The 24,043-nt window shown below is 74.1% G+C and carries 27 protein-coding genes; 16 read left to right on the top strand and 11 right to left on the bottom strand.

The window, feature by feature from the left end:
• The first annotated feature begins 71 nt into the window (after positions 1–71).
• From ACIGNX_RS20420 to cobA, 3 genes are all read left to right on the top strand, one after another.
• Positions 72–863 (top strand): S1 family peptidase, encoded by a 792-nt coding sequence (locus ACIGNX_RS20420; protein ID WP_396542229.1) that lies wholly within the window; start codon positions 72–74, stop codon positions 861–863.
• A gap of 71 nt (positions 864–934) precedes the next feature.
• Entirely contained in the window at positions 935–1,201 is a 267-nt protein-coding gene (locus ACIGNX_RS20425) for a hypothetical protein (RefSeq protein ID WP_396542230.1), read from the top strand.
• A 77-nt stretch (positions 1,202–1,278) separates the two neighbouring features.
• Positions 1,279–2,496 (top strand): uroporphyrinogen-III C-methyltransferase, encoded by a 1,218-nt coding sequence (gene cobA, locus ACIGNX_RS20430; protein WP_396542231.1) that lies wholly within the window; start codon positions 1,279–1,281, stop codon positions 2,494–2,496.
• A 95-nt stretch (positions 2,497–2,591) separates the two neighbouring features.
• On the opposite strand, the gene ACIGNX_RS20435 is transcribed toward cobA, so the two are convergent.
• The 4 genes from ACIGNX_RS20435 to ACIGNX_RS20450 all read right to left on the bottom strand — a co-directional run bounded on the left by ACIGNX_RS20435 (position 2,592) and on the right by ACIGNX_RS20450 (position 7,260).
• A complete protein-coding gene (locus ACIGNX_RS20435) occupies positions 2,592–4,067 on the bottom strand; it encodes a DEAD/DEAH box helicase (RefSeq protein ID WP_396542232.1) in 1,476 nt (491 codons plus the stop codon).
• Positions 4,068–4,530: 463 nt separating this feature from the next.
• A complete protein-coding gene (locus ACIGNX_RS20440) occupies positions 4,531–5,508 on the bottom strand; it encodes a serine protein kinase RIO (protein WP_396542233.1) in 978 nt (325 codons plus the stop codon).
• Positions 5,509–5,732: 224 nt separating this feature from the next.
• A complete protein-coding gene (locus tag ACIGNX_RS20445; protein ID WP_396542234.1) occupies positions 5,733–6,242 on the bottom strand; it encodes a hypothetical protein in 510 nt (169 codons plus the stop codon).
• Positions 6,243–6,309: 67 nt separating this feature from the next.
• Entirely contained in the window at positions 6,310–7,260 is a 951-nt protein-coding gene (locus tag ACIGNX_RS20450; protein ID WP_396542235.1) for a helix-turn-helix domain-containing protein, read from the bottom strand.
• 86 nt (positions 7,261–7,346) lie between these two features.
• On the opposite strand from ACIGNX_RS20450, the gene ACIGNX_RS20455 reads away from it, so the two are divergent.
• On the top strand, positions 7,347–7,589 hold the full coding sequence (locus tag ACIGNX_RS20455; RefSeq protein ID WP_396542236.1) for a hypothetical protein: 243 nt from the start codon (positions 7,347–7,349) through the stop codon (positions 7,587–7,589).
• A 12-nt stretch (positions 7,590–7,601) separates the two neighbouring features.
• Here the strand turns inward: ACIGNX_RS20455 and yaaA are convergent, their stop codons facing one another.
• Positions 7,602–8,339 (bottom strand): peroxide stress protein YaaA, encoded by a 738-nt coding sequence (yaaA, locus tag ACIGNX_RS20460; RefSeq protein ID WP_396542237.1) that lies wholly within the window; start codon positions 8,337–8,339, stop codon positions 7,602–7,604.
• A gap of 228 nt (positions 8,340–8,567) precedes the next feature.
• On the opposite strand from yaaA, the gene ACIGNX_RS20465 reads away from it, so the two are divergent.
• Both ACIGNX_RS20465 and ACIGNX_RS20470 read left to right on the top strand, forming a co-directional pair.
• On the top strand, positions 8,568–10,313 hold the full coding sequence (locus tag ACIGNX_RS20465; protein WP_396542238.1) for a proline--tRNA ligase: 1,746 nt from the start codon (positions 8,568–8,570) through the stop codon (positions 10,311–10,313).
• 153 nt (positions 10,314–10,466) lie between these two features.
• Positions 10,467–10,604, top strand: a complete 138-nt coding sequence (locus tag ACIGNX_RS20470) for a hypothetical protein (RefSeq protein ID WP_396542239.1) — start codon at positions 10,467–10,469, stop codon at positions 10,602–10,604.
• Here ACIGNX_RS20470 and ACIGNX_RS20475 read toward each other — a convergent pair.
• The 3 genes from ACIGNX_RS20475 to ACIGNX_RS20485 are packed head-to-tail and all read right to left on the bottom strand — an operon-like array spanning position 10,594 to position 12,871.
• Entirely contained in the window at positions 10,594–11,277 is a 684-nt protein-coding gene (locus ACIGNX_RS20475; RefSeq protein WP_396542240.1) for an HAD family hydrolase, read from the bottom strand. The genes ACIGNX_RS20470 and ACIGNX_RS20475 overlap by 11 nt on opposite strands.
• The gene (locus ACIGNX_RS20480) at positions 11,274–11,969 is read right to left on the bottom strand and encodes a hypothetical protein (protein WP_396542241.1); all 696 of its coding nucleotides are present in this window, start codon (positions 11,967–11,969) and stop codon (positions 11,274–11,276) included. Before ACIGNX_RS20480 ends, ACIGNX_RS20475 begins: the two co-directional genes overlap by 4 nt.
• The gene (locus ACIGNX_RS20485; RefSeq protein ID WP_396542242.1) at positions 11,966–12,871 is read right to left on the bottom strand and encodes a hypothetical protein; all 906 of its coding nucleotides are present in this window, start codon (positions 12,869–12,871) and stop codon (positions 11,966–11,968) included. Before ACIGNX_RS20485 ends, ACIGNX_RS20480 begins: the two co-directional genes overlap by 4 nt.
• Positions 12,872–12,997: 126 nt before the next feature.
• Between ACIGNX_RS20485 and ACIGNX_RS20490 the strand changes: the two genes are divergently transcribed.
• The gene (locus ACIGNX_RS20490) at positions 12,998–14,029 is read left to right on the top strand and encodes an ABC transporter permease (RefSeq protein WP_396542243.1); all 1,032 of its coding nucleotides are present in this window, start codon (positions 12,998–13,000) and stop codon (positions 14,027–14,029) included.
• On the opposite strand, the gene ACIGNX_RS20495 is transcribed toward ACIGNX_RS20490, so the two are convergent.
• The gene (locus tag ACIGNX_RS20495; RefSeq protein ID WP_396542244.1) at positions 13,925–14,332 is read right to left on the bottom strand and encodes a YjbQ family protein; all 408 of its coding nucleotides are present in this window, start codon (positions 14,330–14,332) and stop codon (positions 13,925–13,927) included. The genes ACIGNX_RS20490 and ACIGNX_RS20495 overlap by 105 nt on opposite strands.
• Before the next feature lie 48 nt (positions 14,333–14,380).
• Between ACIGNX_RS20495 and ACIGNX_RS20500 the strand changes: the two genes are divergently transcribed.
• From ACIGNX_RS20500 to ACIGNX_RS20515, 4 genes are read left to right on the top strand one after another with little or no spacing between them, the layout of a single operon-like run.
• The gene (locus ACIGNX_RS20500) at positions 14,381–15,166 is read left to right on the top strand and encodes an SDR family oxidoreductase (RefSeq protein WP_396542245.1); all 786 of its coding nucleotides are present in this window, start codon (positions 14,381–14,383) and stop codon (positions 15,164–15,166) included.
• Between the two features lie 30 nt (positions 15,167–15,196).
• Complete coding sequence (locus ACIGNX_RS20505) at positions 15,197–15,673, top strand: DUF4442 domain-containing protein (protein WP_396542246.1); 477 nt, start codon at positions 15,197–15,199, stop codon at positions 15,671–15,673.
• Between the two features lie 7 nt (positions 15,674–15,680).
• A complete protein-coding gene (locus ACIGNX_RS20510) occupies positions 15,681–16,688 on the top strand; it encodes an aminotransferase class V-fold PLP-dependent enzyme (protein WP_396542247.1) in 1,008 nt (335 codons plus the stop codon).
• Positions 16,689–16,743: 55 nt separating this feature from the next.
• A complete protein-coding gene (locus tag ACIGNX_RS20515) occupies positions 16,744–17,448 on the top strand; it encodes a hypothetical protein (RefSeq protein ID WP_396542248.1) in 705 nt (234 codons plus the stop codon).
• A 9-nt stretch (positions 17,449–17,457) separates the two neighbouring features.
• On the opposite strand, the gene ACIGNX_RS20520 is transcribed toward ACIGNX_RS20515, so the two are convergent.
• Both ACIGNX_RS20520 and ACIGNX_RS20525 read right to left on the bottom strand, forming a co-directional pair.
• Positions 17,458–17,892 carry a ferritin-like domain-containing protein gene (locus tag ACIGNX_RS20520; RefSeq protein ID WP_396542249.1) on the bottom strand — a complete coding sequence of 145 codons (435 nt, stop codon included), beginning with the start codon at positions 17,890–17,892 and terminating at the stop codon, positions 17,458–17,460.
• The gene (locus ACIGNX_RS20525) at positions 17,889–18,332 is read right to left on the bottom strand and encodes a hypothetical protein (RefSeq protein WP_396542250.1); all 444 of its coding nucleotides are present in this window, start codon (positions 18,330–18,332) and stop codon (positions 17,889–17,891) included. Before ACIGNX_RS20525 ends, ACIGNX_RS20520 begins: the two co-directional genes overlap by 4 nt.
• A gap of 247 nt (positions 18,333–18,579) precedes the next feature.
• Here ACIGNX_RS20525 and rimP point away from each other — a divergent pair, with 247 nt between their 5' ends.
• The 5 genes from rimP to ACIGNX_RS20550 all read left to right on the top strand — a co-directional run bounded on the left by rimP (position 18,580) and on the right by ACIGNX_RS20550 (position 24,004).
• On the top strand, positions 18,580–19,104 hold the full coding sequence (gene rimP, locus ACIGNX_RS20530; RefSeq protein WP_396542251.1) for a ribosome maturation factor RimP: 525 nt from the start codon (positions 18,580–18,582) through the stop codon (positions 19,102–19,104).
• Positions 19,101–20,123: a transcription termination factor NusA gene (gene nusA / locus ACIGNX_RS20535; protein WP_396542252.1), complete on the top strand. Its 1,023-nt coding sequence runs from the start codon at positions 19,101–19,103 to the stop codon at positions 20,121–20,123. The genes rimP and nusA overlap by 4 nt, the downstream gene beginning before the upstream one ends.
• Before the next feature lie 127 nt (positions 20,124–20,250).
• The gene (locus ACIGNX_RS20540; RefSeq protein ID WP_396542461.1) at positions 20,251–20,490 is read left to right on the top strand and encodes a YlxR family protein; all 240 of its coding nucleotides are present in this window, start codon (positions 20,251–20,253) and stop codon (positions 20,488–20,490) included.
• 88 nt (positions 20,491–20,578) lie between these two features.
• Positions 20,579–23,635 (top strand): translation initiation factor IF-2, encoded by a 3,057-nt coding sequence (gene infB, locus ACIGNX_RS20545; RefSeq protein ID WP_396542253.1) that lies wholly within the window; start codon positions 20,579–20,581, stop codon positions 23,633–23,635.
• 72 nt (positions 23,636–23,707) lie between these two features.
• Positions 23,708–24,004 (top strand): DUF503 domain-containing protein, encoded by a 297-nt coding sequence (locus tag ACIGNX_RS20550; protein WP_378096294.1) that lies wholly within the window; start codon positions 23,708–23,710, stop codon positions 24,002–24,004.
• The last annotated feature ends 39 nt before the right edge of the window (positions 24,005–24,043 follow it).

The raw sequence follows: 24,043 nt of genomic DNA on the forward strand, positions 1-24,043 counted from the left end.
GCTTTCGCCGTCCTGGTCCTAGCTGGGAGGTGCGCCCGTACCCGGGGCGTCCCTGCACCGGAAGGATCGACATGGCGAAAACCCTGCGTCGCCTGCTGACCGTCCTGGCCACGGCGGTGGCCGCGGTCGGCCTGCTGACCGTCGCGCCCGCGTCGGCCGGCACGTCCTCGGACACCGGCGTGTCGCCGTTCATCGTCGGCGGCTCGCGCGTGTCCACCAGCACCTACCCCTGGGTCGTGTACCTGACCACCAGCAGCGGCAGCCAGTTCTGCGGCGGCACGCTGGTCACGGCCAACAAGGTCGTCACGGCCGCGCACTGCGCCAGCGGCCGGACGCCGTCGAGCACCCGCGTGGTGCACGGCCGCGACGACAAGCAGAGCACCGCGGGCACCGTGGCCGCGGTGACCTCCATCTGGGTCCACCCGAGCTACCGGACCGCCAGCTCGGGCTACGACGTGGCGGTGCTGACGCTGGGCACCAGCATCAGCTCCACCTACCTGCCGCTGGCCACGCCGTCCGACACGGCGCTGTACGCGGAGGGCACCAGCGCCCGGATCTACGGCTGGGGCACCACGTCCTCCGGCGGCTCGGCCTCGCGGTACCTGCTCGGCGCGACCGTGCCGGTGACGTCGGACTCGACCTGCCGCACGGCGTACTCCAACTACAGCCCCACCTCGATGGTGTGCGCCGGCTACCCGCAGGGCGGCACCGACACCTGCCAGGGTGACTCGGGCGGCCCGCTGGTCGCGGGCGGCAAGCTGATCGGCGCCACCTCGTTCGGCCGCGGTTGCGCGCTCGCCGGCTACCCCGGCGTCTACGCGCGGATCGCCTCGTACTACTCGGCGATCACCGCCCAGCTGTAGCCCGGCGCGACGTGCCCACGACCGGGTGCTTTCCCGGTCGTGGGCACGTGCGGCGTGTTCGATCCGGTGGCATGCGCCAACTACTCGTGATGCTGCTCCTGCTGCTCGCCGCGCCGGGCGTGGCCACCGCGGCGGGGACCCTGCACTCGTGCGCCACGTCGGTCGACGGGAAGGTCGCCTCGGGGCGGTGCGAGGGCGGTGGTTCGTTCCGCCTGGTCGCCTCCTGCGACGACGGCACGACGGTCGACAGCTCGTGGTTGACGATCAGCCACGGCATGGGCCGCACCAAGGTCCGCTGCCGGTCGAACGCCGTGGACGCGTGGATCGAGCAGCGCTAGGGCCGCCCCCGCCGCGCGTCCCGTGATGTGGAGCACCCGGCTTGGACAGGACATGTCCGACGTGGATGCTTCTACCCATGCACGGTGAAGAGCACTACCTCGTGGGCCTGGACCTGACCGGTCGGAGGGTCGTCGTCGTGGGCGGCGGCACGGTCGCGCAGCGCAGGCTGCCCAGGCTCGTGGCGGCGGGCGCCCGGGTGGAGGTCATCTCGCCCGAGGTGACGCCGGCGGTCCAGGGCCTGGTCGACGGTGGCGAGGCCGCCTGGCACGCCCGCGAGTACGCCGACGGCGACCTCGACGGCGCCTGGTACGTGCTGGCGTGCACGTCCTCCGCCGAGGTCAACGCCCGGATCGCCGCGGACGCCGAGGAGCGCCGCGTGTTCTGCGTGCGCGCCGACGTCGCCGTGAAGGGCACCGCCGTGACCCCCGCGGTGGGCGAGCATGACGGCCTGCTGGTCGGCGTCCTCGCCGGTGGTCAGCACCGCCGGTCCGCCGGGGTGCGCGACGGGGTGCTGTCCGCGTTGCGCGACGGCTCGATCGCCGACCACCACGACCAGCCGGCGGGCGTGGCCCTCGTCGGCGGCGGCCCCGGCGACCCCGACCTGATCACCGTGCGCGGGCGCAGGCTGCTGGCCAGGGCCGACGTCGTGGTGGCCGACCGGCTCGCCCCGCGCGAGCTGCTGGACGAGCTGCCGCCGCACGTCGAGGTGGTGGACGCGGCCAAGATCCCCTACGGCCGGGCCGCGACGCAGGACTTCATCAACACCGCGCTGGTCGACCACGCCAAGGCGGGCCGGTTCGTGGTGCGCCTCAAGGGCGGTGACCCGTACGTGTTCGGCCGGGGCTTCGAGGAGCTGATCGCGTGCGCCGAGGCGGGCGTGCCGGTCACCGTGGTGCCCGGGGTGACCAGCGCGTTCGGCGTGCCGGCGCTCGCGGACGTGCCGGTGACGCACCGGGGCGTCGCGCACGAGGTGGTGGTCGTGTCCGGGCACGTCGCGCCGGACGACGAGCGGTCGCTGGTGGACTGGTCGGCGTTGGCGCGGCTGAAGGGCACGGTCGTGATCCTCATGGGGGTGGAGCGGGCGGCGGCGTTCGCGGACGCCCTGATGGCGGGCCGCCCGGGCGACACCCCGGTGTCGGTGATCCAGGAGGGCAGCACCCGCGCGCAGAAGGTCGTGCGGTCCGCGCTGGCCACCCTCGCCGCCGACATCGCCGAGCACGGCGTCCGCCCGCCGGCGATCATCGTTGTGGGACCGGTCGCCGCACTGGCGGGCGAACTGCCGTTCCGCTCCTGAGCGCCGGCGGCCCGCCGCGCACCGCCCGCCGCGCCGACCAGGCGAACGACAACGGCACCCCGCCCGCAGGACGAGGTGCCGTTGTCGGGTACTCGCTAGTGCTGCGCCACCCGGCGCGGCCGGCCGGAGCCGTTGCGGTCGCGGTCGGAACGGCCACCGCGGAAGCCGCCGAAGCCGCCGCCGTTGCCACCGCCGCCGGTGCGGCGCGGCGCACCGCCACCGCGACGGGCGCGGACCGGCACCTCCGGCTCGACGACCGGGATGCCGCTGGGCACCCGGGCGCCGGTGATGCGGACCAGCTCCTCGTCACCGGGGCGGACCTTGGTCGACGCCGGGCGGATGCCCGCGCGGGCGGTCAGGCCCTGCACGGCGCGCCGCTGGTCGTGCGTCACCAGGGTGACGACCGTGCCGGACTGGCCGGCGCGCGCGGTGCGGCCCGCGCGGTGCAGGTAGTCCTTCGGGTCGGCCGGCGGGTCGACGTGCACCACGAGGCTCACGTCGTCCACGTGGATGCCGCGGGCGGCCACGTCCGTGGCGATCAGCACCGGCGTGGTGCCCTCGCGGAACTGGCCGAGCACGCGGGTGCGCGCGCTCTGCGCCTTGCCGCCGTGCAGCGCGCCGGCGTGCACGCCCATGGACCGCAGCTTCTTGGCCAGCCGGTCGACGTGGTGCTTGGTGCGCACGAACATGATCGTGCGGCCCTCGCGCGCGGCGACCTCGGTGACCACGTTCTGCTTGTCCTCGGCGGAGACGAACAGCAGGTGGTGCTCCATCGTGGTGACGCTGCCCGTGGGCGGCGAGACCGAGTGGACCACCGGGTCGTGCAGGTACTGGCGGACCAGCTTGTCCACGTCGCCGTCCAGCGTCGCGGAGAACAGCAGCCGCTGCCCGTCCTGCGGGGTCAGGTCGAGGATCGCCCGAACCTGCGGCATGAAGCCCATGTCCGCCATCTGGTCGGCCTCGTCCAGCGCGGTGAACATGACCTCGGAGAGGTCCGCCGTGCCCTGCCGGACGTGGTCGGACAGCCGGCCGGGGGTGGCGATCAGCAGGTCGACGCCGCGGCGCAGCGCGTCCACCTGGCGGGGGAACGACGTGCCGCCGACGACCGTGCGGCACCACAGGCCCAGCGCCCGCGCGAACGGGCTGAGGGCCTCCTCGACCTGCATGGCCAGCTCGCGCGTCGGCACGAGCACCAGCGCGCGCGGCTTGAGCGGCTTGGCCCGGCCGCCGGTCAGGCGGGACAGCAGCGCCAGGCCGAACGCCAGCGTCTTGCCGGAGCCGGTCTGGCCGCGGCCGAGGAGGTCGCGGCCCGCCATGGCGTCGGGCAGCGTGGCGGCCTGGATGGGGAACGGTTCGGTGATGCCCGCCTGCTCCAGCGCGCGGAGCAGCTCGTCGGACAGCCCCAGCTCGGCGAACGAGGGCAGCGGGCCCTCGGGCACGGTGTTCTCGACGTGGTCGGGGATGGTGGTCGCCTGCTCCACGGCGGGAGCGGGACGACGGTTGCCCTGGCCTGGGCGCCTGTTGCTGCGTGGCTTGCGGATCTGGGGGCGCTCGGAACGGCCTTGGGACATTGTCGGCAAAACAAACCTCCGGGACACGGCACGTCTCGGAGATTGCTCTGCTGAGGCAGACGCGATCGCGGGGACGGGCCCGGCGCGCGGATCGCGCCGATAGTGGTTGGGAAGCACCACCGGCCACTCTGGCGGCCTGGGGCGCTCAGCGGCGCCACCGGGCGGTGCACCACTCAGTCTAGCCGATCACGGGCCGGAGTTCGTCATCCCGGCGGTGTTCTGGCGCACACGGGTCGTCGTCCGGGTGACGCCGGGCGTCGTGCCGCTGGGTGGTAACAGTGGCGAAAGCGCAGGTGGGAGGCGGTTTGGTGCCGGGCAGGCCGAGGTGCTCCGGCCGGCCCGGCACCAACTGAACGGAGCAACCGGGGCCGCCGCCGCGCCCCGCCCTCCGGCGGGGCACTTCGACGTCCCGCAGGCGCGGACCCCGGGCCGCTGCCGACCCGGGGTCCGCGCGGGCGGCCGTTCAGCCGAGCCCGGCCACGTCCAGCAGCATCGCGGTCACCTCGTGCGGCTCGGCCAGCTCCGGGGCGAGGCCGCGCGCGGTGAACCAGCCGGCCACGTTGCGCACGTCCCGCTCCAGGAACTCCGGGCCGCGCGGGTTCGCCGCCAGGTCCACCACCTGCGGCAGGTCGATCACGACCAGCCGCCCGTCGTGCACCATCAGGTTGAACGCCGACAGGTCGCCGTGCGCCAGGCCCGCCGAGGCCATCAGGCCCAGCGCGTCCAGCAGCTGCCGCCACAGGTCCAGCAGCTCCTCCGGGTCCGGCCGCAGCTGGGCCAGCCTCGGTGCCGCCGCGCCGTCCGCGCCGACGAACTCCAGCAGCAGTTCGGTGCCGTCGCGCTGCACCGGGTAGGGCACCGGGGCGCCCAGCCGCCACAGCGTCGTCAACGCGGCGAACTCGGCCACCGCCCACCGCTCGGCGATGAGGTTGCGGCCGAACGCGCTGCGGTTGGTCATCGCCCGCATCTCGCGCGAGCGCCTCATCCGCCGCCCTTCGAGGTAGCCGGCGTCCCGGTGGAACAGCCGGTGGTCGTTGCTGCGGTACCGCTTGGCGGCCAGCAGGCACGACCGGTCGGTGCCGGGCATCGCGCGTTCCAGCAGGAAGACGTCCGCCTCCTTGCCGGTCTTGACGATCCCCAGCTCGCGGTCGACGGCGGACAGGTCCGTCACCAACCACCCGGGGTGCGGTTTCGGGCCCTGGTCGGCCTCGCCCCAGGTGGACCAGCGGTCGCCGTCCTCCGGGACGTCCGCCGCGGCGGCGTCCTCCCGCATCTGGGTGAGCCGGTCCTTGGCCTCCTCGGTGAGGCGGCCGCGCCGGACCGGCGCCACGTCGTCGTCGCCCCGGGCCCGGGACTTCTTCGCCTTCTTGGCGTGCCAGCCGAGGTCGTCGGCGTGGTCGAACCCGGCTTCGTACTCGGTGTACTGATCGTGCTCGCGCACTGGAGGGTCTCCAGGTGAAGTGGGAGTGATCGCCCCCACCCGGCGCGGTGTGGTCCTTCGCGCGGGGTCGCGTCAGGCGAGCGGGGCGAGCGGACGGGTCGGCGCCACGTCCCGGACAGCTGTCGCCATCGGGCACCTCCTCGACTCCGCCGTGGTCTGCCACCACCGGCACTTCACGCGTACGGGCACAGGGTGCCCGTACGCCCCGCGCGGGCGCAACCGGTTTACCGGGGCTGCAACCGGTAGCTGCCGCGCTCGCCCAGCCACGCCGCCCCGAGCTGCCGGATCACCAGCGAGTCGTGCCGCAGCACGCGCTCGTCGTGCCACTGCGAGGCGCGCGGCGCGACGGCCAGCATCCGCTCCCGGGCCGTGCCGCTGAACTCGACCAGCGCGGCGACCGCGTCGTCCACCTCGTCCGCCGGGAGGGGGTGCGGCGCCGCGGTGCCGGGCAGGACCAGCGCGGTGTCGGCGAACGTGGCCGACGTGCCGAGGTCGTGCGCGAGCTGGTGCTCCACCGACTCCGCGTTGAGCTGACGCTGCCGCCACGTGCGGTCGGCCAGCGCCAGGCGCAGGCCGAGCAACCGGGCCAGGCACAGCCCCGACCACACCCGCTTGAGGGCCTCCGGCGCGTCCAGCGCGTCGGTGCGCAGGTCCTCGGTGATCCCCCGCAGTTGGCCGGGCGTGACCGGTTCCGGGGACGGGCTGTCGGGGGAATCGGCTGTGTCGGTGGTCACGCGGTCATTCTGGCATCACCCTTACGTGTTGTGACAAATTCCCGACTGTGAGTCACGCGAACGGCCGTCAGCGGTGTGCGAACGACCGTCGGTAGTCCTTGGGCGGCACGCCCACCACGGCGGTGAAGTGGTGGCGCAGCAGCGCGGCGGTGCCGAAGCCGGAGCGGTGGGCCACGTCCTCCACGGTCAGCCCGGTCTCCTCGAGCAGTTGGCGGGCGCGCAGCACCCGCTGGGTGGTGAGCCAGCGGTGCGGCGTCGTGCCGGTCTCGGCGGCGAAGCGGCGCGCGAACGTGCGCTCCGACATGTTCGCCCGCTCGGCGAGGCTCGTGACGGTGTGCTCGCGGTCGAGCCGGTCCTGCAGCCAGGCCAGCAGCGGCTGGAGGCTGTCGGCCTGGCGCGGCGGCGCGGGCAGCTCCACGAACTGCCGCTGACCGCCGTCCCGCTGCGGCGCGACGACCATGCGGCGGGCGATGGTGGCGGTGACGGCCGCGCCGAACTCCCGGCGGACCAGGTGCAGGCACGCGTCGATGCCCGCGGCCGTGCCGGCGCTCGTGATGATGTCGCCCTCGTCCACGAACAGCACGTCCGGGTCGAGCTTGACGTCGGGGAAGCGCTCGGCGAACTCGGCGGCGTGGTGCCAGTGGGTGGTGCAGCGGCGGTCGTCCAGCAGGCCGGCGGCGGCGAGCAGGAACGCGCCGCTGCACACCGACAGCAGCGTGCTGCCGCGCCGGTGGGCCGCCTTGACGGCCTCGACGACCCGCGGCGGGTACTCGTCGCGGATGTGGAGGGCGGGCACGGCGACCAGGTCGGCGTCGGCCAGCCCGTCGAGGCCGCGGTCGGGGGTCAGGGACGCGCCGACGCTCGTGCGGACCGGCCGGCCCGCCTCCTCTCCGCAGACGCGGAAGTCGATCGCCGGCACGCCGTCCCCGGTGCGGTCGATGCCGAAGACCTCGCAGATCACGCCGAACTCGAACGGGGCGACGCCGTCGATCACCACGGCGGCAACGGTGCGGAGCATGGCGGCACCCTACTTGGCAGAATTTTGATGCACAACGGCAAGTCTGCCAGTGGTGGCGGTTTCTTGCTTATCGCACAGTTAGTGCCATGGCAGCGATCATCACCGTCCTGACCGTCCTCGCCCTCACCGTCTACGGCCTGGAGCGCAACCACCACCGCCGGATCGCCCTGGGCTCCCGCCTGGCGGGCAGCGCGGACGCCGAAGACCGCGACGTGCCGCGCGTGGTGGCCGACCTGCGCGCCGCGGCGGCCCGCCCGGCCCGGGACCGCGCCGGGTCCCGCCACGCGGCCCCGTCCCTGCGCTCCACCCGCCCGATCCGCTCGGCCTGAGCCGCGAGCGGGCTACACGACCAGGTCGGCGGTCCGGGCGCCGGTCGGCTCCACCCGCAGCCCGGCCCGCACCGCGACCCTGATCAGGCCCCTGAGGTCGGCCGGCTCCGACCGCGACTTCACGATCGCCTGCGCGAGCCGGCCCTTGTGCGCCTTGTTGAAGTGGCTCACGGCGTTGCGCCGCCCCGAGCCGTCCTCGGTGACGACCCGGACCACGGCGGCACCCGGGATGCGCGCGAGCGAGGTGTACGGGCTGGACCGCAGGTCCACGACGAACTCGTCGGCGGCGGCCAGCACCGGCTCCAGCGCGGGCCGCCACAGCGTGCCCAGCGGGCCCACGGACGGCAGCGCGCTGCCTCCCGACAGCCGGTAGGCGGGGATGGGGTCACCACCGCCGACCACGCCGAACAGCGCCGACGCCACCGACAACCGCGCGTACGCGCGCGACTTCTCGGCCTTCGTCAGCGCGTCGAGCCCGAGCGCGTCGTACAGCACCCCGGTGTAGCGGGCCAGCGCCGGCAGCGTGGGGGAGCGGCGCAGCTCGGCGTTGCGCCCCACCTCGCCCGCCTGGCGCTCGGAGAGGCCCAGCGCGGCCAGGCTCGCCGGCACGTCGGCGGCCAGCTCGACCAGCGCGTCGACCAGCTTGCCGCGCACCGGGTTCAGCTCGGGGTGCGACAGCAGGTCGAGGTCGAGCGGCGCGCCGGACCCGCCGGGCGCCTTGGTCTCCGACGGTGGGAGCAGTACCAGCACGGCGGGCAAGCCTATGCGCCCGCGCACCGACCGCGCCCCGGCGGTCGCGCTCCCGGTCGTCCCCGGCTCACCACCCCCGGCTCACCGGGCGACCCGGGCGCGTGCCACCGGGCGTCCGGGTCGCGCGTCGCGCCACCGGCGGCGCCCGGGCGAGCGGAACCCGTTGGAACTGATCAGGGGCGGTTCACTACCCTTTCCCGGACAACCCGCCCCCGAGGAGCGCCCACCGTGATCACGAGGATGTCGTCGCTGTTCCTGCGCACCCTGCGCGAGGACCCGGCCGACGCCGAAGTACCCAGCCACAAGCTGCTGGTCCGCGCCGGCTACGTCCGCCGCGTCGCCCCGGGCGGGTACTCGTGGCTGCCGCTGGGCCTGCGGGTGCTGCGCAACGTCGAGCGGGTCGTCCGCGAGGAGATGGACGCGATCGGCGCGCAGGAGATCCAGTTCCCCGCGCTGCTGCCGAAGGAGCCCTACGAGGCGACGAACCGGTGGACCGAGTACGGCCCCAACCTGTTCCGCCTCAAGGACCGCAAGGGCGCGGACTACCTGCTCGGCCCCACCCACGAGGAGCTGTTCGCGCTCACCGTGAAGGGCGAGTACTCCTCCTACAAGGACTACCCCGTCACGCTGTACCAGATCCAGACCAAGTACCGGGACGAGGCGCGCCCCCGCGCGGGCATCCTGCGCGGCCGCGAGTTCCTGATGAAGGACTCCTACTCCTTCGACCTCGCCGACGAGGGCCTGGGCGAGTCCTACCTGCGGCACCGCGAGGCGTACATCCGCATCTTCGACCGCCTCGGCCTGGAGTACGTGATCGTCTCGGCCACGTCCGGCGCGATGGGCGGCTCGGCGTCGGAGGAGTTCCTGGCGGTGGCGCCGACCGGCGAGGACACGTTCGTCCGCAGCACGGAGTCCGACTACGCGGCCAACGTCGAGGCCGTCGTCACGCCCGCGCCGCCCGAGCAGGACCCCGCCGCGCACCCCGCCGCGCAGGTGCACCACACGCCCGGCACGCCGACCATCAAGACGATGGTCGACTTCCTCAACGCCAACACCGACCGCACCTTCACCGCCGCGGACACCCTGAAGAACGTCCTGGTGAAGACCCGACAGCCCGGCGCGCAGGAGTGGTCGCTGCTGGCCATCGGCGTGCCCGGCGACCGCGAGGTGGACCTCAAGCGCCTGGAGGCGGCGGTCGCGCCCGCCGAGGTGGCGATGCTGGACGACGCGGACTTCGCCCGCAACTCCTTCCTGGTCAAGGGCTACATCGGTCCGGGCGCGATCCAGGCCAACGGCGTCAGGTACCTGGTCGACCCGCGCGTGGTCCGCGGCACGGCGTGGGTGACCGGCGCGGACAAGGCCGACCACCACGTGGTGGACCTGGTCGTGGGCCGCGACTTCACCCCCGACGGCACGATCGACGTGGCCGAGGTCCGCGAGGGCGACGCGTCGCCCGACGGCAGGGGCGTGCTGGTCGCCGCGCGCGGCATCGAGATCGGGCACATCTTCCAGCTGGGCCGCAAGTACGCGGACGCGTTCTCGCTGGACGCCCTGGGCCCGGACGGCAAGCCCGTCCGGATCACCATGGGCTCCTACGGCATCGGCGTGTCCCGCCTGGTCGCCGTGATCGCCGAGCAGAGCCACGACGAGCGCGGCCTGATCTGGCCGCGCAACGTGGCGCCCGCCGACGTGCACGTGGTCGTGGCGGGCAAGGACGAGGCGCTGCTCGCCGGTGGCGAGAAGCTGGCCGGCGAGCTGTCCGAGGCGGGCCTGAAGGTGCTGCTGGACGACCGCAAGGCGAGCCCGGGCGTGAAGTTCGCCGACGCCGAGCTGGTCGGCGTGCCGACGATCGTGGTGGTGGGCCGCGGCCTGGCGAACGGCCTGGTCGAGGTCAAGGACCGCCGCACGGGGGAGCGCGAGGAGGTGCCGGTCGCCGACGCGGTCGGGCGCCTGCTCGCCGCCGTCCGGGGCTGACCCGCACCCGGACCGGGTGGCCGCGGCCCGCGGTATCGCGTACCGCCCGCGGCCGCCCGGTCGGGATCATCCGGGACCGGCGCGCCCTGCTCGTGGTCGTGGTGCTGCTGATCGGCGCGGGCCTGGTCGACCTGGGGCGGTTGCCGGCCGCCGGTGCGGGACAGCGGCTTCGACCGGCTCGCCGAGCTGACGGCCGTCGCGTCGACCCGGGACCGGGCCTTCCTGTTCGGCGCGGTGGGCTTCCCGCCCGCACAGCAGGTCCACGTGTGGAGCGCGCCGCTCAACGGCTGAGGACGGCCCTCACGACGGCCCCGGTGTCGGCCAGGTCGTCCAGCACGACGTGCGCGCCCGCCTCCCGCAGCTCCGCGGCGCTGCTGCGGCCCGTCGCCACGCCGATGGCGACGGCGCCGTGGTGCAGCGCGGCGTCCACGTCGTGGGGCGTGTCGCCGATGACGACCGCCCGGAACTCGCGGGCGTGCTTGGCGGTGGCCAGCCGGACCGCCTCCAGCACCAGCGCGGGCCGGTGCTCGGACACCGAGCCGTAGCCGCCGATCTCGAAGTCCAGGTGCTCGTCCAGCCCGAACGCGGCCAGCTTGTACCGGGCGATCTCCACGAGGTTGCCGGTGACCAGCGACTGCACCACGTCGTCCCGCCCGGCCAGCTCCCGCAGCGCCGCCGCCGCACCGGGCAGGGCGCGGCCCCGCGCCACCAGCAGGTCGCGTTCCCGCGTGGCCACGTCGACCAGCTCGGCGTGCAGCCGGGCCACCACCTCGTCGGTCGGCTCGATGGCGTGCGCGGTCAGCAGCTCCCGCGTGATGGCCTGCTCCGTGCGGCCGGGGAAGGACGGCACGTGCACCAGCTCCCGGCCCGCCGCGGCCAGGAACGCCGTGCGGTACCAGGCGTGGCCGACCCCGCGCGCGTCGATCAGCGTCAGGTCGATGTCCCACAGCACCAGGGTGTTCACGACAGCCGCACGCTCCTCAAGATGCGCTCCACGTCGTCCTCCGACGGCCCTTCGGCCACGTGCGGCCCTCCCCGGGCGACGTTGAGCACGAGCACCGCCACCTCGGCCCCGCGGCGCAGCGCCACCGCGCTGACCGCGGCCCTGGGTGCGAAGCACGCGTTGGCGGCCTGCGGCGTCACCTCGACGCTGAGCCGGACCGCCCCGTCGTCGGAGGGCTCGACCCGGGGCTCGTCGATGCGCGGCGGCGCGTCGTCGACGGTGTACCCGCCGGCGGCGATCCGGTTGACCAGCTCGGTGGCCACCTGCTCGGGGTCGTCGTCCACGACCGACCCGGCCATCGCCTGCGCCTGGACCATGCTGCGGCCCTGGCACTCGAACGGCCGGGACACGTACGACGTCGTCATCCTCACCCGCCCGGACGCGCCGCTGCCGCTGGACTCCCACGACGGCGGCAGCTCGTAGGCGAGGCCCGCCTGCGGGTCGTCCACCGGCTGCCAGTCCGGCTCGGGCGCGGAGGTCGGCGCCGGGGTCGCCCGCGGTGCGCCGGCGTCGCCGGACTTGGCCCGCACGAGGGCCGTCACGCCACCGCCGACGACCAGCACGGCCACCGCGGCCAGCGCGATCCACAGCGGCGCGCGGCCGGGCCGTTTCGGCGGCGGCTGCTGGTAGACGCCCAGCCCGGTGTAGTTCACCGGCTCAGCGGCTTCACGGAGTCCACCATGGCCTGGAGGTCGGCCTCGGTCTGCGGCCGGGGTTCGGCCGGGCCGCCTTCGAGGTCGCCGTTGGCCATGAACACGTGGTAGCCCTTGTCGCCCTTGAGGACCAGGACCTTCACCACGCCCTTGGTGGCCAGGCACTGGTCGCCGGACGTCGTGGCGACGGCGTCGACCTGCACGCCCTCGATGGTGCCCGCCACGGTGACGCGCTTGGGCTCGCCGAGCTTGACCTCGGACCTGGGCGCGGACTTGTAGTACTGGGTGGCGAGCTTCTGCGCGAAGTCCTTCGCCACCGCGGTCAGGTCCGTCTGCGGCACCACGACACCGCCCGCGCCGCCGCGGGTGAAGCCCTTGCCGCCGCAGTCGTACGCGCCGGTGACGGTGAGGCCGACCAGCTTCACGTCCGGCAGGCCCTCGACGGGCGCGGAGCCGGCCGCGGGCGACCAGCCCTTGGGCACGTCGTAGCTGTAGGACAGGGTCGGGACGGCGAGGCAGTTCCAGTCCTTCTTCGCGGCCTCGCAGGTGGGCGGGGCCGCGCTGGACGTCGTGGACTTCGCCGTGGTGGACGGCTTGGTGGTGGTGGTCGTCGTCGCGCTGCTCGTGGCGGAGTCCTGGGCGACCGGGGTGGAGCCGTCCGGCCGGGTCAGCACGAACGCCGTCACCCCACCGCCGACCAGCACCACGACGACCGCGGCGATCGCCAGCCACAGCCCCGTCCGGCTCTTCTTCGGGGGCGGTTCGTCGCCGCCGGAGAACACGCCGAGGCCGCCGTACGAGCCGCCGTAGTTCTGCGGGTACACCTGCTGCGGGTACCCCTGGTAGTCGCCCTGGTTGGGCGGCCCACCCCAACCGGACTGCCCGTCACCTGGGTAAGTCACGGCTGAACCGTACCCGCTGACCCCGACGACGAGGATCTCCTCGGCTAATTCAACGTGCGTTGACTTAATCGCCCGATCGGTCGTAGCCTCTAATTCAACACATGATGAACTACCGAGGAGGACACCATGGCCGCACTGCACGACCGGCCGCCGGCGGTCATCGCGGTGGCCGCCGCCGTCGTGGGCGCGCTGGTCGCCCTCGTGCTGGGCCTGCTGACGTTCGGCGTCCAGGCGACGGCGCACCCCGACGCGGTGCCGCTGGCGGTCGCCGTGGACGCCGGCGCGCCACCCCCGCTGCGCGCCGTCGCCGACGAGCTCGCGGGCGGCGACGCCCGGGAGGTCTCCTGGCGGGTCACCACCCCCGACCGGACCCGCGACCTACTGTCGCGCCAGGAGGTCTACGGGGTGCTCGAACTGGCGCCGGGCAAGGCGACGGTGGTGCTGTCCGGCGCGGTGAACCCGTCCGGGACCCAGGTGGCCCACCAGGTCCTCGCGGGCGTCGCCCAGGCCACCGGGGCGGTGCCGGAGGTGGTCACGCTCGACCCCGCCTCGGCCGCCGGGCGCACCGCGCCCCTCGCCGGCACCGCCCTGCTGTGGATCGCGGGCCTGGTGGCCGGCGCGGCGTTCACCGCCCTGGCACGCCGGCCCACCCGGTCGGCCCGGCTGGCGGGAGTCCTCGCCGCGACCGCGCTCGGCGTCGCCGTCGTCGCGGGCTTCTTCGCGCTGTGGGACCGGGCCCTGCCGCTCACCGCGCCCGTGCTCGGTTACCTCGCCCTGGTGGGCGTGGCGTTCGCCCTGGTCCAGGGCGCGCTGCTGCGGCTGCTCGGCCTGCGCGCGATGGCCGTGCTCGGGCCGCTCTACCTGGTGGCTCCCGCCGTCGCGGGCCAGGTGCCGGAGCTGATCGACCCGGTCTACCGGGCGCTGCTGTGGTCGTGGACGCCGTTCCGGTTCTCCACCGAGGGCCTGCGCGCGCTGCTGCACGGCGGGTCGCCGGACACCGCCCAGGTCCGGGTGTTCGCGGCGCTCGCCGCGGCGGGCCTGCTCGTGCTGCTGCTACCCCGCCAGGAAGGACAGCCGGACCTTGCGGACGGGGTTGTCGACGTTGGTGTCGACCAGGCAGACCGACTGCCAGGTGCCCAGCGCCAGCACACCGCCTAGCACCGGGATCGTCGCGTACGGCGGCACCAGCGCGGGGAGCACGTGGTCGCGGCCGTGGCCGGGCGTGCCGTGCCGGTGCCGCCACCGCCCGTCGGCGGGCAGCAGGTCGCGCAGCGCGGCCAGCAGGTCGTCGTCGCTGCCGGCGCCCGTCTCCAGCACCGCCAGGCCCGCCGTGGCGTGCGGCACCCAGACGTGCAGCAGCCCGTCGCCGTCCACGTCGGCCAGGAAGTCCTCGCAGGCGCGGGTGAGGTCGTGCACGACCTCGGTCGAGCCGGTGCGGATCTCGATCTCTTCGCTGCGCATCCTCCAGAGCTTAAAACGCGGTGCGCGACCCGCGCCGGATCGGCGACGATGCCCGTCGTGACCCACACCGCGATCGTCACCGGCGCCAACCAGGGCATCGGCGCCGCGACCGCCCGCGCTCTCGCGGCCCGGGGCGTCGACGTCCTCGTCACGTTCCTGCGCTTCGCGCCGGCGCCGGACCCGAGCGTGCCGCGCGACTACTTCACCGCCCGCGAGTCGGACGCCGGGGCCGTGGTCGCCGCCATCACCGGGGCGGGCGGCCGGGCGCACGCGCTGGAGGTCGACCTCGCCGACCCGCTCGCGCCCGCCGAGCTGTTCGACACCGCCGAACGGGTCTTCGGCCCGGTCGACGTCCTGGTCAACAACGCCTCCGGCTGGGTGCAGGACACGTTCCTGGCCGCGGCGACCGACCGGTTCGGCCGCGTGCTGCGGGCCGTCACCCCGCAGACGTTCGACGCGCAGTTCGCCGTGGACGCCCGCGCCGGCGCGCTGCTGATCGCCGAGTTCGCCCGCAGGCACGTCGCCCGCGGCGGCGACTGGGGCCGCATCGTCGGCCTGACCTCCGGCGGCCCGCACGGCTTCCCGAGCGAGGTGTCCTACGGCGCGGCGAAGGCGGCGCTGGAGAACTACGCCATGTCGGCCGCGGCGGAGCTGTGGCCGCACGGCATCACCTCGAACGTGGTCAAGCCGGGCGTCACGGACACCGGCTGGGTCAACGACGCGGTCCGCGCCCAGCACGACGTGTCGCAGCCCGAGGACGTGGCCGAGGTCGTGGCCTTCCTGTGCTCGGACGCGGCGGGCAAGGTGACCGGGAACGTCATCACCCTGCACTAACGCTCATTACCCGCTGGTAACATAGCCGTCGTGAAGGCATCCCGACTGCGCCGCGGCATGAACCTGTGGCCACCGTTCCTGTTCGCCGGCATCCGCGTGGTCGAGCTGTCCGACGACTACCGCCACGCCAGGGTGCGCATGCGGCTGCACTGGTGGAACCGCAACTACGTGGGCACCCACTTCGGCGGCTCGCTGTTCGCGATGACCGACCCGTTCTGGATGCTGCTCGTGCTCCACCACCTCGGCCGCGAGCACCTCGTCTGGGACCGCGCCGGCGAGATCGAGTTCGTCAAGCCCGGGCGCGGCACCGTGCACGCCGAGTTCCACCTGACCGACGAGCACCTGGACGACCTGCGCGCGCGGGCCGCCGACGGCAAGGCCCTGGTGTGGTTCGCCACCGACGTCACCGACGCCGACGGCGAGGTCGTCGCCCGCACCCGCAAGCAGGTCTACGCCCGCCGCAAGAACCGCAAACCGGTGGACGACCCGGTGGCCGGGGCCGTCTGATGACCCCATGCGCTCAGCCTTCGGCACGACCTTCGACGCCCCCCTCGGCTACCTGAACTCCGCGAGCGTCGGCATCCCCCCGACGCCGACCGCCACCGCCGTCGCCGACGCGGTGCGCCGGTGGTCGGCCGGCGCGGACGGCGCGGCGGCCGCGGACGGGCCCGCCGCCACCGCGCGCCGCGCGTTCGGCCGCCTGGTGGGCGTGCCCGCCGACCGGGTCGCCCTGGGCGCCTCGGGTTCCCAGCTGGTCTCGCTGGTCGCCGCGGGGCTGCCGGCCGACACCTCCGTCCTGGTCGCCCGCGGCGAGTTCACCAGCGTGACGTTCCCGTTCGCCGCCAGGGGCCTGCGGGTCACCGAAGTCGACCTCGACGACATCGTCGCCGAGGCGGGCCGGCACGACCTGGTCGCCGTGAGCGTCGTGCAGTCCGCCGACGGTCGCCTGGTCGACCTCGAAGGGCTGCGCGCCACCGGCGTCCCGGTGCTGCTGGACGCCTCGCAGGCCGTCGGCTGGCTGCCGCTCGACCTGCACTGGGCCGACTGGGTGGTGGCCGTCGGCTACAAGTTCCTCCTGTCGCCGCGCGGCTGCGCCTGGCTGGCCTGCTCGCCGGCGGCGCTGGAGCGCACGGTGCCCGTGGCCGCCAACTGGTTCGCCGGGGAAGACCCCTGGCAGACCGTCTACGGCCTGCCGCTGCGCCTCGCGCCGGACGCCCGCCGGCTCGACCTCTCCCCGGTCTGGCTCTCCCAGCACGGTGCCGCGGTGTCCCTGTCCTACCTCGCCGACCTGGACCTGGCCGCGGTCCGCGACCACAACGTGGGCCTCGCCGACCGGCTCCTGACCGGCCTGGGCCTGCCGCCGCGCGGCTCCGCCATCGTCTCGCTCGACCTGCCGGGCGCGGCGGATCGGCTCTCCGAAGCGGGCGTGCGGTCGAGCGTCCGCGCAGGTCGCGTGCGCCTGGCCTGCCACCTCTACAACACCGAGGCCGACGTCGACCGGGTGCTCAGGGCGCTCGAGTGACCCGCTTCCGTTACCGTGGGTCTTCGTGTCGGTTCCTCCCGAATCACCCGAAGAGGTGACGCAACGGATCCCGCCGCTCCGTCCGTCGGACACCGCGCCGCTGTGGCGGTCGGAGATCGGCAGGCTGGACCCGCTGCTCGCCCCAGCACCGCCCGAGCCGCCGCGCCCCTCGCGCCGCGGCTTGGCGCTCAAGGGCCTCGGTCTGCTCGGAGTGGCCGTGGTCTCGGGCCTGATCTGGCTGGTCGTGATGCCCAAGGACACCCCGACCGGCACGCCCGCGCCCACGTCGACGCCGTCCGGCGAGTTCCGGTTCACCGCCTCGCCGGACGTCCCCGAGCCGCTGAAGGACAGCGACTGCGCCTCCCACGCGTACGGCCACACCAAGACGTTCCTGACCAACACGCCGTGCCAGCAGCTCACCCGCGGCCTGTACACGACGACGACCCCCGACGGGGTGACCGTCTACACGTCCGTGTCCGTCGTGCGGATGAAGACCACCGAGGACGCCGCCAAGCTCAAGGAGCTGACCACCCGCGACGGCACCGGCAACGTCAACGACCTGGTCAAGGACGGCGCGGTCCGGGTGCCGAACCTGACCACGCTGGCCAACGGCGGGTTCGCCGCCCGCCAGCAGGACCACGACGTCGTCATCATCGAGTCGGACACGGTGAAACCGGGCCCGGACAAGGCGGCCCACGTCGACCTGATGAAGCGGATCAGCAACGACGCCTTCCGGCTGGCCGCCGACCTCACCGCCTGACCGCGGGCCCTACCCGACCCCGGCGCCGGGGAACGCGATCGACGTGGGCGTGATCCCCGCCGCCTTGCGCCACCGCGTCGCCCGGACCGCCGACAACGTCAGCGCGTCCAGCGCCGACGTGCGCAGCGCGCCGTCGTCGGTCCGCTCCAGCACACCGCGCCACGCCACGCAGGCATCGGTCTCGACCGCGATCAGCGCCGCGATGGCCGAGGCCGCGCTGTCCACCGGCTGGGGCGGCAGGTAGGCCGCCGCCGGGGGCCGGGGCGTCGCGCCCGCGTCGCGCAACCACCGCTCGGTCGCGTCGCGCCTGGCCCGGTGGGCCGTGGCGCCCTCCGTCACCGCCGCCGCCTGCGGCGGGGCCGAGATGAACGCGCTGACCAGCCCGTACGTCCACACCGCCGCGTGCTCGGCAGCCAGCGCGTCCTGCACCGCGTCGACACTCATGACAGCGCCTCCAGCAGGCTCGCGCACCCGGCCGCCACCGAGGCGACCAACCCCACCCGGTGCGCCTCCACCGAGGCCACCAGGTCCGCCGCCTGCTTCTGCGCCGCCTGCAGCGCCGGCACCAGCGACTCCCGCGACGCCCCGGCGGGCGGTGCGACCGGGGCCGACGTCGTGGGCGGCGCGGACGACCCGGGCACCCGCGGCGTGGCCCGGTCGACCTCCGCCTGCAACCGGGTGGCGTGCTCGGTCCGCGCGGCCGCCGTCTCCGGCGCGCCCGCGGCCGCGGCGAGCGCGGCGTCCGACAGCGCCGCCCGCACCAGCTCCGCGAGCGGGTCGGGCGGTGGCGCGGGGGGAGGGGTCGGGGTGCAGGCGACCGCCACGGGCGCGGCGGCCGCCGCCAGCAGGACCGCACGCCTGCTGAACGCCGTTCTTCCGATCACGCGTCCCGATCCTGCCAGGCAACGCGTCCGGGGGTGGCAGCGGAGGTGCGTGCGACCGGACGAGGCACGTCACCCGCCCACCCCACCCGCCGGCCGACCACCGGCCCACCCGCGCGCCCCGGCCCGACCCGCCCGTGGGACGTGACGGCCCGCCGAACCAGATAGTCTGGGCGACCACGGCCGGCGAAGTGCAGCGTCGGCCGGGGTTGCCGTGCCCTCTGCACCGAAGAGAACATGGAGTCACCACGTGTCCAGCCCGCCGCGCGGAGAACTCGCCGCGCAGCTAACACCCGTCGTGCGGGAGGCGGTCGAGGCGATCGGCTTCGACCTCGAGCTGCTCGACGTGAACCAGGCTGGGCGTCGCAGGCTGGTCAAGGTCGTCGTGGACGGCGACGAGGGGATCGGGCTGGACGAGGTCGCGCAGGCCAGTCGCGCGGTGTCCGCCGCCCTCGACGCGCACGAGCACCTGATCGCCGGGCCGTACACCCTCGAGGTGACCTCGCCCGGCGCGGACCGCCCGCTCACCAGGCCTCGCCACTGGAAGCGCAACCGGCTGCGCCTGGTGAAGGTCAAGCAGCCGGAGCAGGTCGAGTGGTTCGGCCGGGTCGGCGACGCCGACGACACCGGCGTCGTGCTGCTGGTCAAGGGCGAGCTGCGCCGCGTCGAGTACCGGGCGATCGAGCGCGCCGTCGTCGAAGTCGAGTTCAAGCAGCCGCCGGTCGAAGAGCTCGCGCTCCTCGAAGGCAAGCACCTGGAGGAGGAGTCGGAGTGAACGTCGACATCGCCGCTCTCAGGGCGATCGAGCGGGACAAGGACATCCCCTTCGACACCGTCCTCGAAGCCATCGAGACCGCCCTGCTGACGGCCTACAAGCACACCGACGGCCACCACCCCCACTCGCGCGTCGAGATCGACCGCAAGACCGGCGTGGTCCGCGTGCTCGCGCAGGAGCTGAACCCGGACGGCACCGTCGCCGAGGAGTGGGACGACACCCCCGAGGGGTTCGGCCGCATCGCCGCCACCACCGCCCGCCAGGTCATCCTCCAGCGCCTGCGCGACGCCGAGCACGAGCGCACCTTCGGCGAGTTCTCCGCCAAGGAGGGCGAGATCATCGCCGGCGTGGTGCAGCGCGACGCCCGCGCCAACGCCCGCGGCATGGTCGTGGTGCAGATCGGCGACACCGAGGGCGTGCTGCCGCCCGCCGAGCAGGTGCCCGGCGAGTCCTACGAGCACGGCTCCCGGCTCAAGTGCTACGTCGTGGGCGTGTCCCGGGGCGCGCGCGGCCCGCAGATCACCCTGTCGCGCACCCACCCGAACCTGGTCCGCAGGCTCTTCGCGCTCGAGGTGCCCGAGATCGCCGACGGCACCGTGGAGATCCCCGCGGTGGCACGTGAGGCAGGTCACCGCTCGAAGATCGCGGTCCGCACGACGGTGCCCGGCGTCAACGCCAAGGGCGCGTGCATCGGGCCGATGGGCGCCCGGGTGCGCAACGTGATGAGCGAGCTGGCGGGCGAGAAGATCGACATCATCGACCACTCCGACGACCCCGCCACGTTCGTCGGGAATGCCCTGTCACCGGCGAAGGTTGTCTCTGTGAGGGTGCTCGACGAGCGCGCCAAGACGGCCCGCGTCGTGGTCCCGGACTTCCAGCTCTCCCTCGCCATCGGCAAGGAGGGCCAGAACGCCCGGCTCGCCGCGCGGCTCACCGGGTGGCGCATCGACATCCGCAGTGACGCGGAGGCCGGCGGGTCCGCTCCGGCGGGTGCGGCGACATCCGGTTCGGCTGAATAGCGAACAGGGGATAGACTTCTCAGTGGTTCAACGTCGGGGATCGGATCTCACGCACATCGGCCCGGTTCGTACGTGCATCGGGTGCCGCGCTCGGACGTTGCCCTCCGAGCTGCTGCGCGTGGTGGTCGTGGACGGGACGGTGGTCCCGGACACACGCCGACGGTTGCCCGGTAGGGGGGCATGGCTGCACCCCGATCCGGACTGCCTCCGCAACGCCGAGAAGCGGCGGGCGTTCCCCAGGGCCTTCCGGCTCCACGGGCCGCTCGACGTGGACCGCGTGCGCGGGCACCTGGCGCAGCTGGGGAAGGAGGTCGCGGGATCGCCCCGCGACCAGCAGGAAGCAAGGAAGCAGGTCGACCCGTCATGAGTCAGCCGTGAAGCTGAAGACATGAACGCGCGACGTTAAGACGAGGTCGACGGGACTTGCCCGCCGGCCTCCCTCACAGAGGAGTGCAGTGGCAGGTAAGGCCCGCGTGCACGAGCTCGCCAAAGAGCTCGGTGTCACGAGTAAAGAACTGCTGACCAAGCTCGCCGACCAGGGCGAGTACGTGAAGTCCGCGTCCAGCACCGTCGAGGCCCCCGTGGCCCGACGGCTCCGCGACGCCTACGCCAAGGGCGAGTCCAAGCCCAAGCCGTCCGGCGCCCGCCCGGCGCCGCCCAAGCCCGCGCCGTCGAACGCGACGCCGGGCGAGTCCAGGGGCGAGGCGCCCCGCCCGCAGGTCCCGGCCGGCAAGCCCGGCCCGCGCCCCGTGCCCGGCCCGAAGCCGATGGCGCCCAAGCCGGTGGCCAGGCCCGCCGCGCCGGCACCCGCGGCCCCGGCCGCGCCCGCCGCGCAGCCCCAGGCACCCGCCGCGGCCGCGACCCCGACGCCCACCCCGGCGCCGAAGCCCGCTGCCGCGCCGCAGCCGCAGTCCCCGCCGCAGACGTCCCAGCCGAGGCCCGCGGGCCCCGGCCCCCGTCCCGGCCCGCGCCCGTCGCAGCAGCAGCCCGCGGCGGCGCAGAACAGCCCGTCCGTGGTCCCGCCGCGCCCGCAGGCACCCAAGCCCGCCGGTCCGCGGCCGCCGCGCCCGGGCAACAACCCGTTCGGCGTGGGCGGTGGCGCTCCGGCGCCGCGCCCGCAGGCGCCCCGTCCGGCCGCGCCTGGTGGCGGCGAGCGGCCGTCCGGCCCGAAGCCCGGTGACACGCGTCCGGCGGGCCCCCGTCCGGGTGGCTCCGGCGGCGCGCCCGGCGGTCCTCGGCCCAACCCCGGCAACATGCCGCCGCGGCCGAACCCGGGCATGATGCCCGGTCGTCCCGCGCCCCGCCCCGGTGGCGGTGGCGGCGGCCGACCCGGTGGTCCCGGTGGCGGCGGCGGTGGCCGCGGTCCCGGTGGCGGCGGTCGTCCCGGTGGTGGCGGCGGCGCCGGTGGCGGCTTCCGCCCCGGTGGCGGCGGTGGCGGCGGCGGTGGCTTCCGTCCCGGTGGCGGCGGTGGCGGCGGCGGTGGCTTCCGCCCCGGCGGCGGTGGCGGCGGTGGCGGTGGCGCGCCGGCCGGTGGTGGCGGCGGTTTCCGCGGTCGTCCCGGTGGTGGCGGTCCCGGTGGTCGCGGCGGTGCTGCGGGTGCCTTCGGCCGTCCCGGTGGTCCGGCGCGTCGCGGCCGCAAGTCGAAGCGGCAGAAGCGCCAGGAGTACATGGACAACATGCAGGCGCCTTCGGTCGGTGGCGTCCGCCTGCCCAAGGGCAACGGCGAGACGATCCGCCTGCCGCGCGGCGCCTCGCTGACCGACTTCGCCGACAAGATCAACGCCAACCCGGCCTCGCTGGTGCAGGTGTTGTTCCACCTCGGCGAGATGGTCACCGCGACGCAGTCGGTGTCCGACGAGATCCTGGAGCTGCTCGGCTCCGAGATGAACTACAACGTGCAGGTCGTGTCCCCCGAGGAGGAGGACCGCGAGCTGCTCGAGACGTTCGACATCACCTACGGCGACGACGCCGGTGGCGAGGAGGACCTCCAGATCCGCCCGCCGGTCGTCACCGTCATGGGTCACGTCGACCACGGCAAGACGCGCCTGTTGGACACCATCCGCAAGGCGAAGGTCGCCGAGGGCGAGGCCGGTGGCATCACCCAGCACATCGGCGCCTACCAGGTCCGCACGGAGCTGGAGGGCAACGAGCGCCTCATCACGTTCATCGACACCCCGGGTCACGAGGCGTTCACCGCCATGCGTGCCCGCGGCGCGAACTCGACCGACATCGCGGTCATCGTGGTGGCGGCCGACGACGGCGTGATGCCGCAGACGGTGGAGGCGATCAACCACGCCCAGGCGGCCGGCGCGCCGATCGTGGTCGCGGTCAACAAGATCGACAAGGAGGGGGCCAACCCCGCCAAGATCCGCCAGCAGCTCACCGAGTACGGGCTGGTCGCCGAGGAGTACGGCGGCGACACGATGTTCGTCGACATCTCGGCGAAGCAGGGCATCAACATCGACGGCCTGCTGGAGGCGATCCTGCTGACCGCCGACGCCTCGCTCGACCTCCGGGCCAACCCGGAGATGGAGGCGCAGGGCGTCGCGATCGAGGCGCACCTCGACCGCGGTCGCGGTCCGGTGGCCACGGTGCTGGTGCAGCGCGGCACGCTGCGGGTGGGCGACTCGATCGTCGCCGGCGCCGCCTACGGCCGCGTCCGCCGCATGGTGGACGAGCACGGCGTGGACGTCACCGAGGCGTACCCGTCCCGTCCGGTGCAGGTCATCGGCCTCACCTCGGTGCCGGGCGCGGGTGACACCTTCCTCGTGGTCGAGGAGGACCGGGTGGCCCGGCAGATCGCCGAGCGCCGCCAGGCGCGCAACCGCAACGCCATGAACGCGGCGAAGCGCAAGCGCGTGAGCCTGGAGGACCTGGACGCCGCGCTGAAGGAGACCAGCCAGCTCACCCTGATCATCAAGGGCGACAACTCCGGTACCGTCGAGGCACTGGAAGACGCGCTCATGAAGATCGAGGTCGGCGACGACGTCGAGCTGCGGGTCATCCACCGCGGTGTCGGTGGCATCACCGAAGGCGACATCAACCTCGCCGTCGCGGGTAGCGCCATCGTCCTGGGCTTCAACGTCCGGGCCGAGGGCAAGGCCACCGAGCTGGCCAACCGCGAGGGCGTGGACGTCCGCTACTACACGGTGATCTACCAGGCGATCGACGAGATCGAGCAGGCCCTGAAGGGCATGCTCAAGCCGGAGTACGAAGAGGTCCAGCTGGGCCGCGCGGAGGTCCGCGAGGTCTTCAAGTCCTCCAAGGTCGGCACGATCGCCGGTTGCCTCGTGATGTCGGGAGAGATCCGGCGCAACGCCCGGGCCCGCCTGCTGCGCGACAACAACGTCGTGCAGGAGAACCTGCCCATCAGCTCGCTGCGCCGGTTCAAGGACGACGCGACCGAGGTCCGCGAGGGCTTCGAGTGCGGTCTGACCCTCGGCAACTACAGCGACCTGAAGGTCGGCGACATCATCGAGACGTTCGAGATGCGCGAGAAGCCGCGCGCCTGATCGTTCTCCAGTGAGGTGCGGGGCCGTCGTGACCGGCGGCCCCGCACCCCCGACCCACCGTGGTGGTCATCTGTGTTCGTCGGTGCCCTTGAGCTGGACGTGCTGCTCGGCGACGTCCACTCGTTGAAGCAGAAGCGGTCCGTGGTCAAGCCGGTCGTGGCCGAGCTGCGCCGCAGGTTCGAGGTGTCGGTCGCCGAGGCGGGCCACCTGGACCTGCACCGCCGGGCCCTGATCGGAGTGGCGGCCGTCGCCGCCGACGCCGAGCATGTGAGGGACGTGCTGACCGCCTGCGAGCGGCTGGTGGCCGGACGGCCCGAGTTGGAACTTCTCTCCGCCCGCCACAGGCTGGTCGGGCCGGAGGACGACTGAGCAGGGCCGCCCGTCGGCGGCACATCGCAACGACAGGAG

The sequence above is a fragment of the Actinosynnema sp. NPDC053489 genome (assembly GCF_044544865.1).
In the GTDB taxonomy this organism is placed as follows: domain Bacteria; phylum Actinomycetota; class Actinomycetes; order Mycobacteriales; family Pseudonocardiaceae; genus Actinosynnema.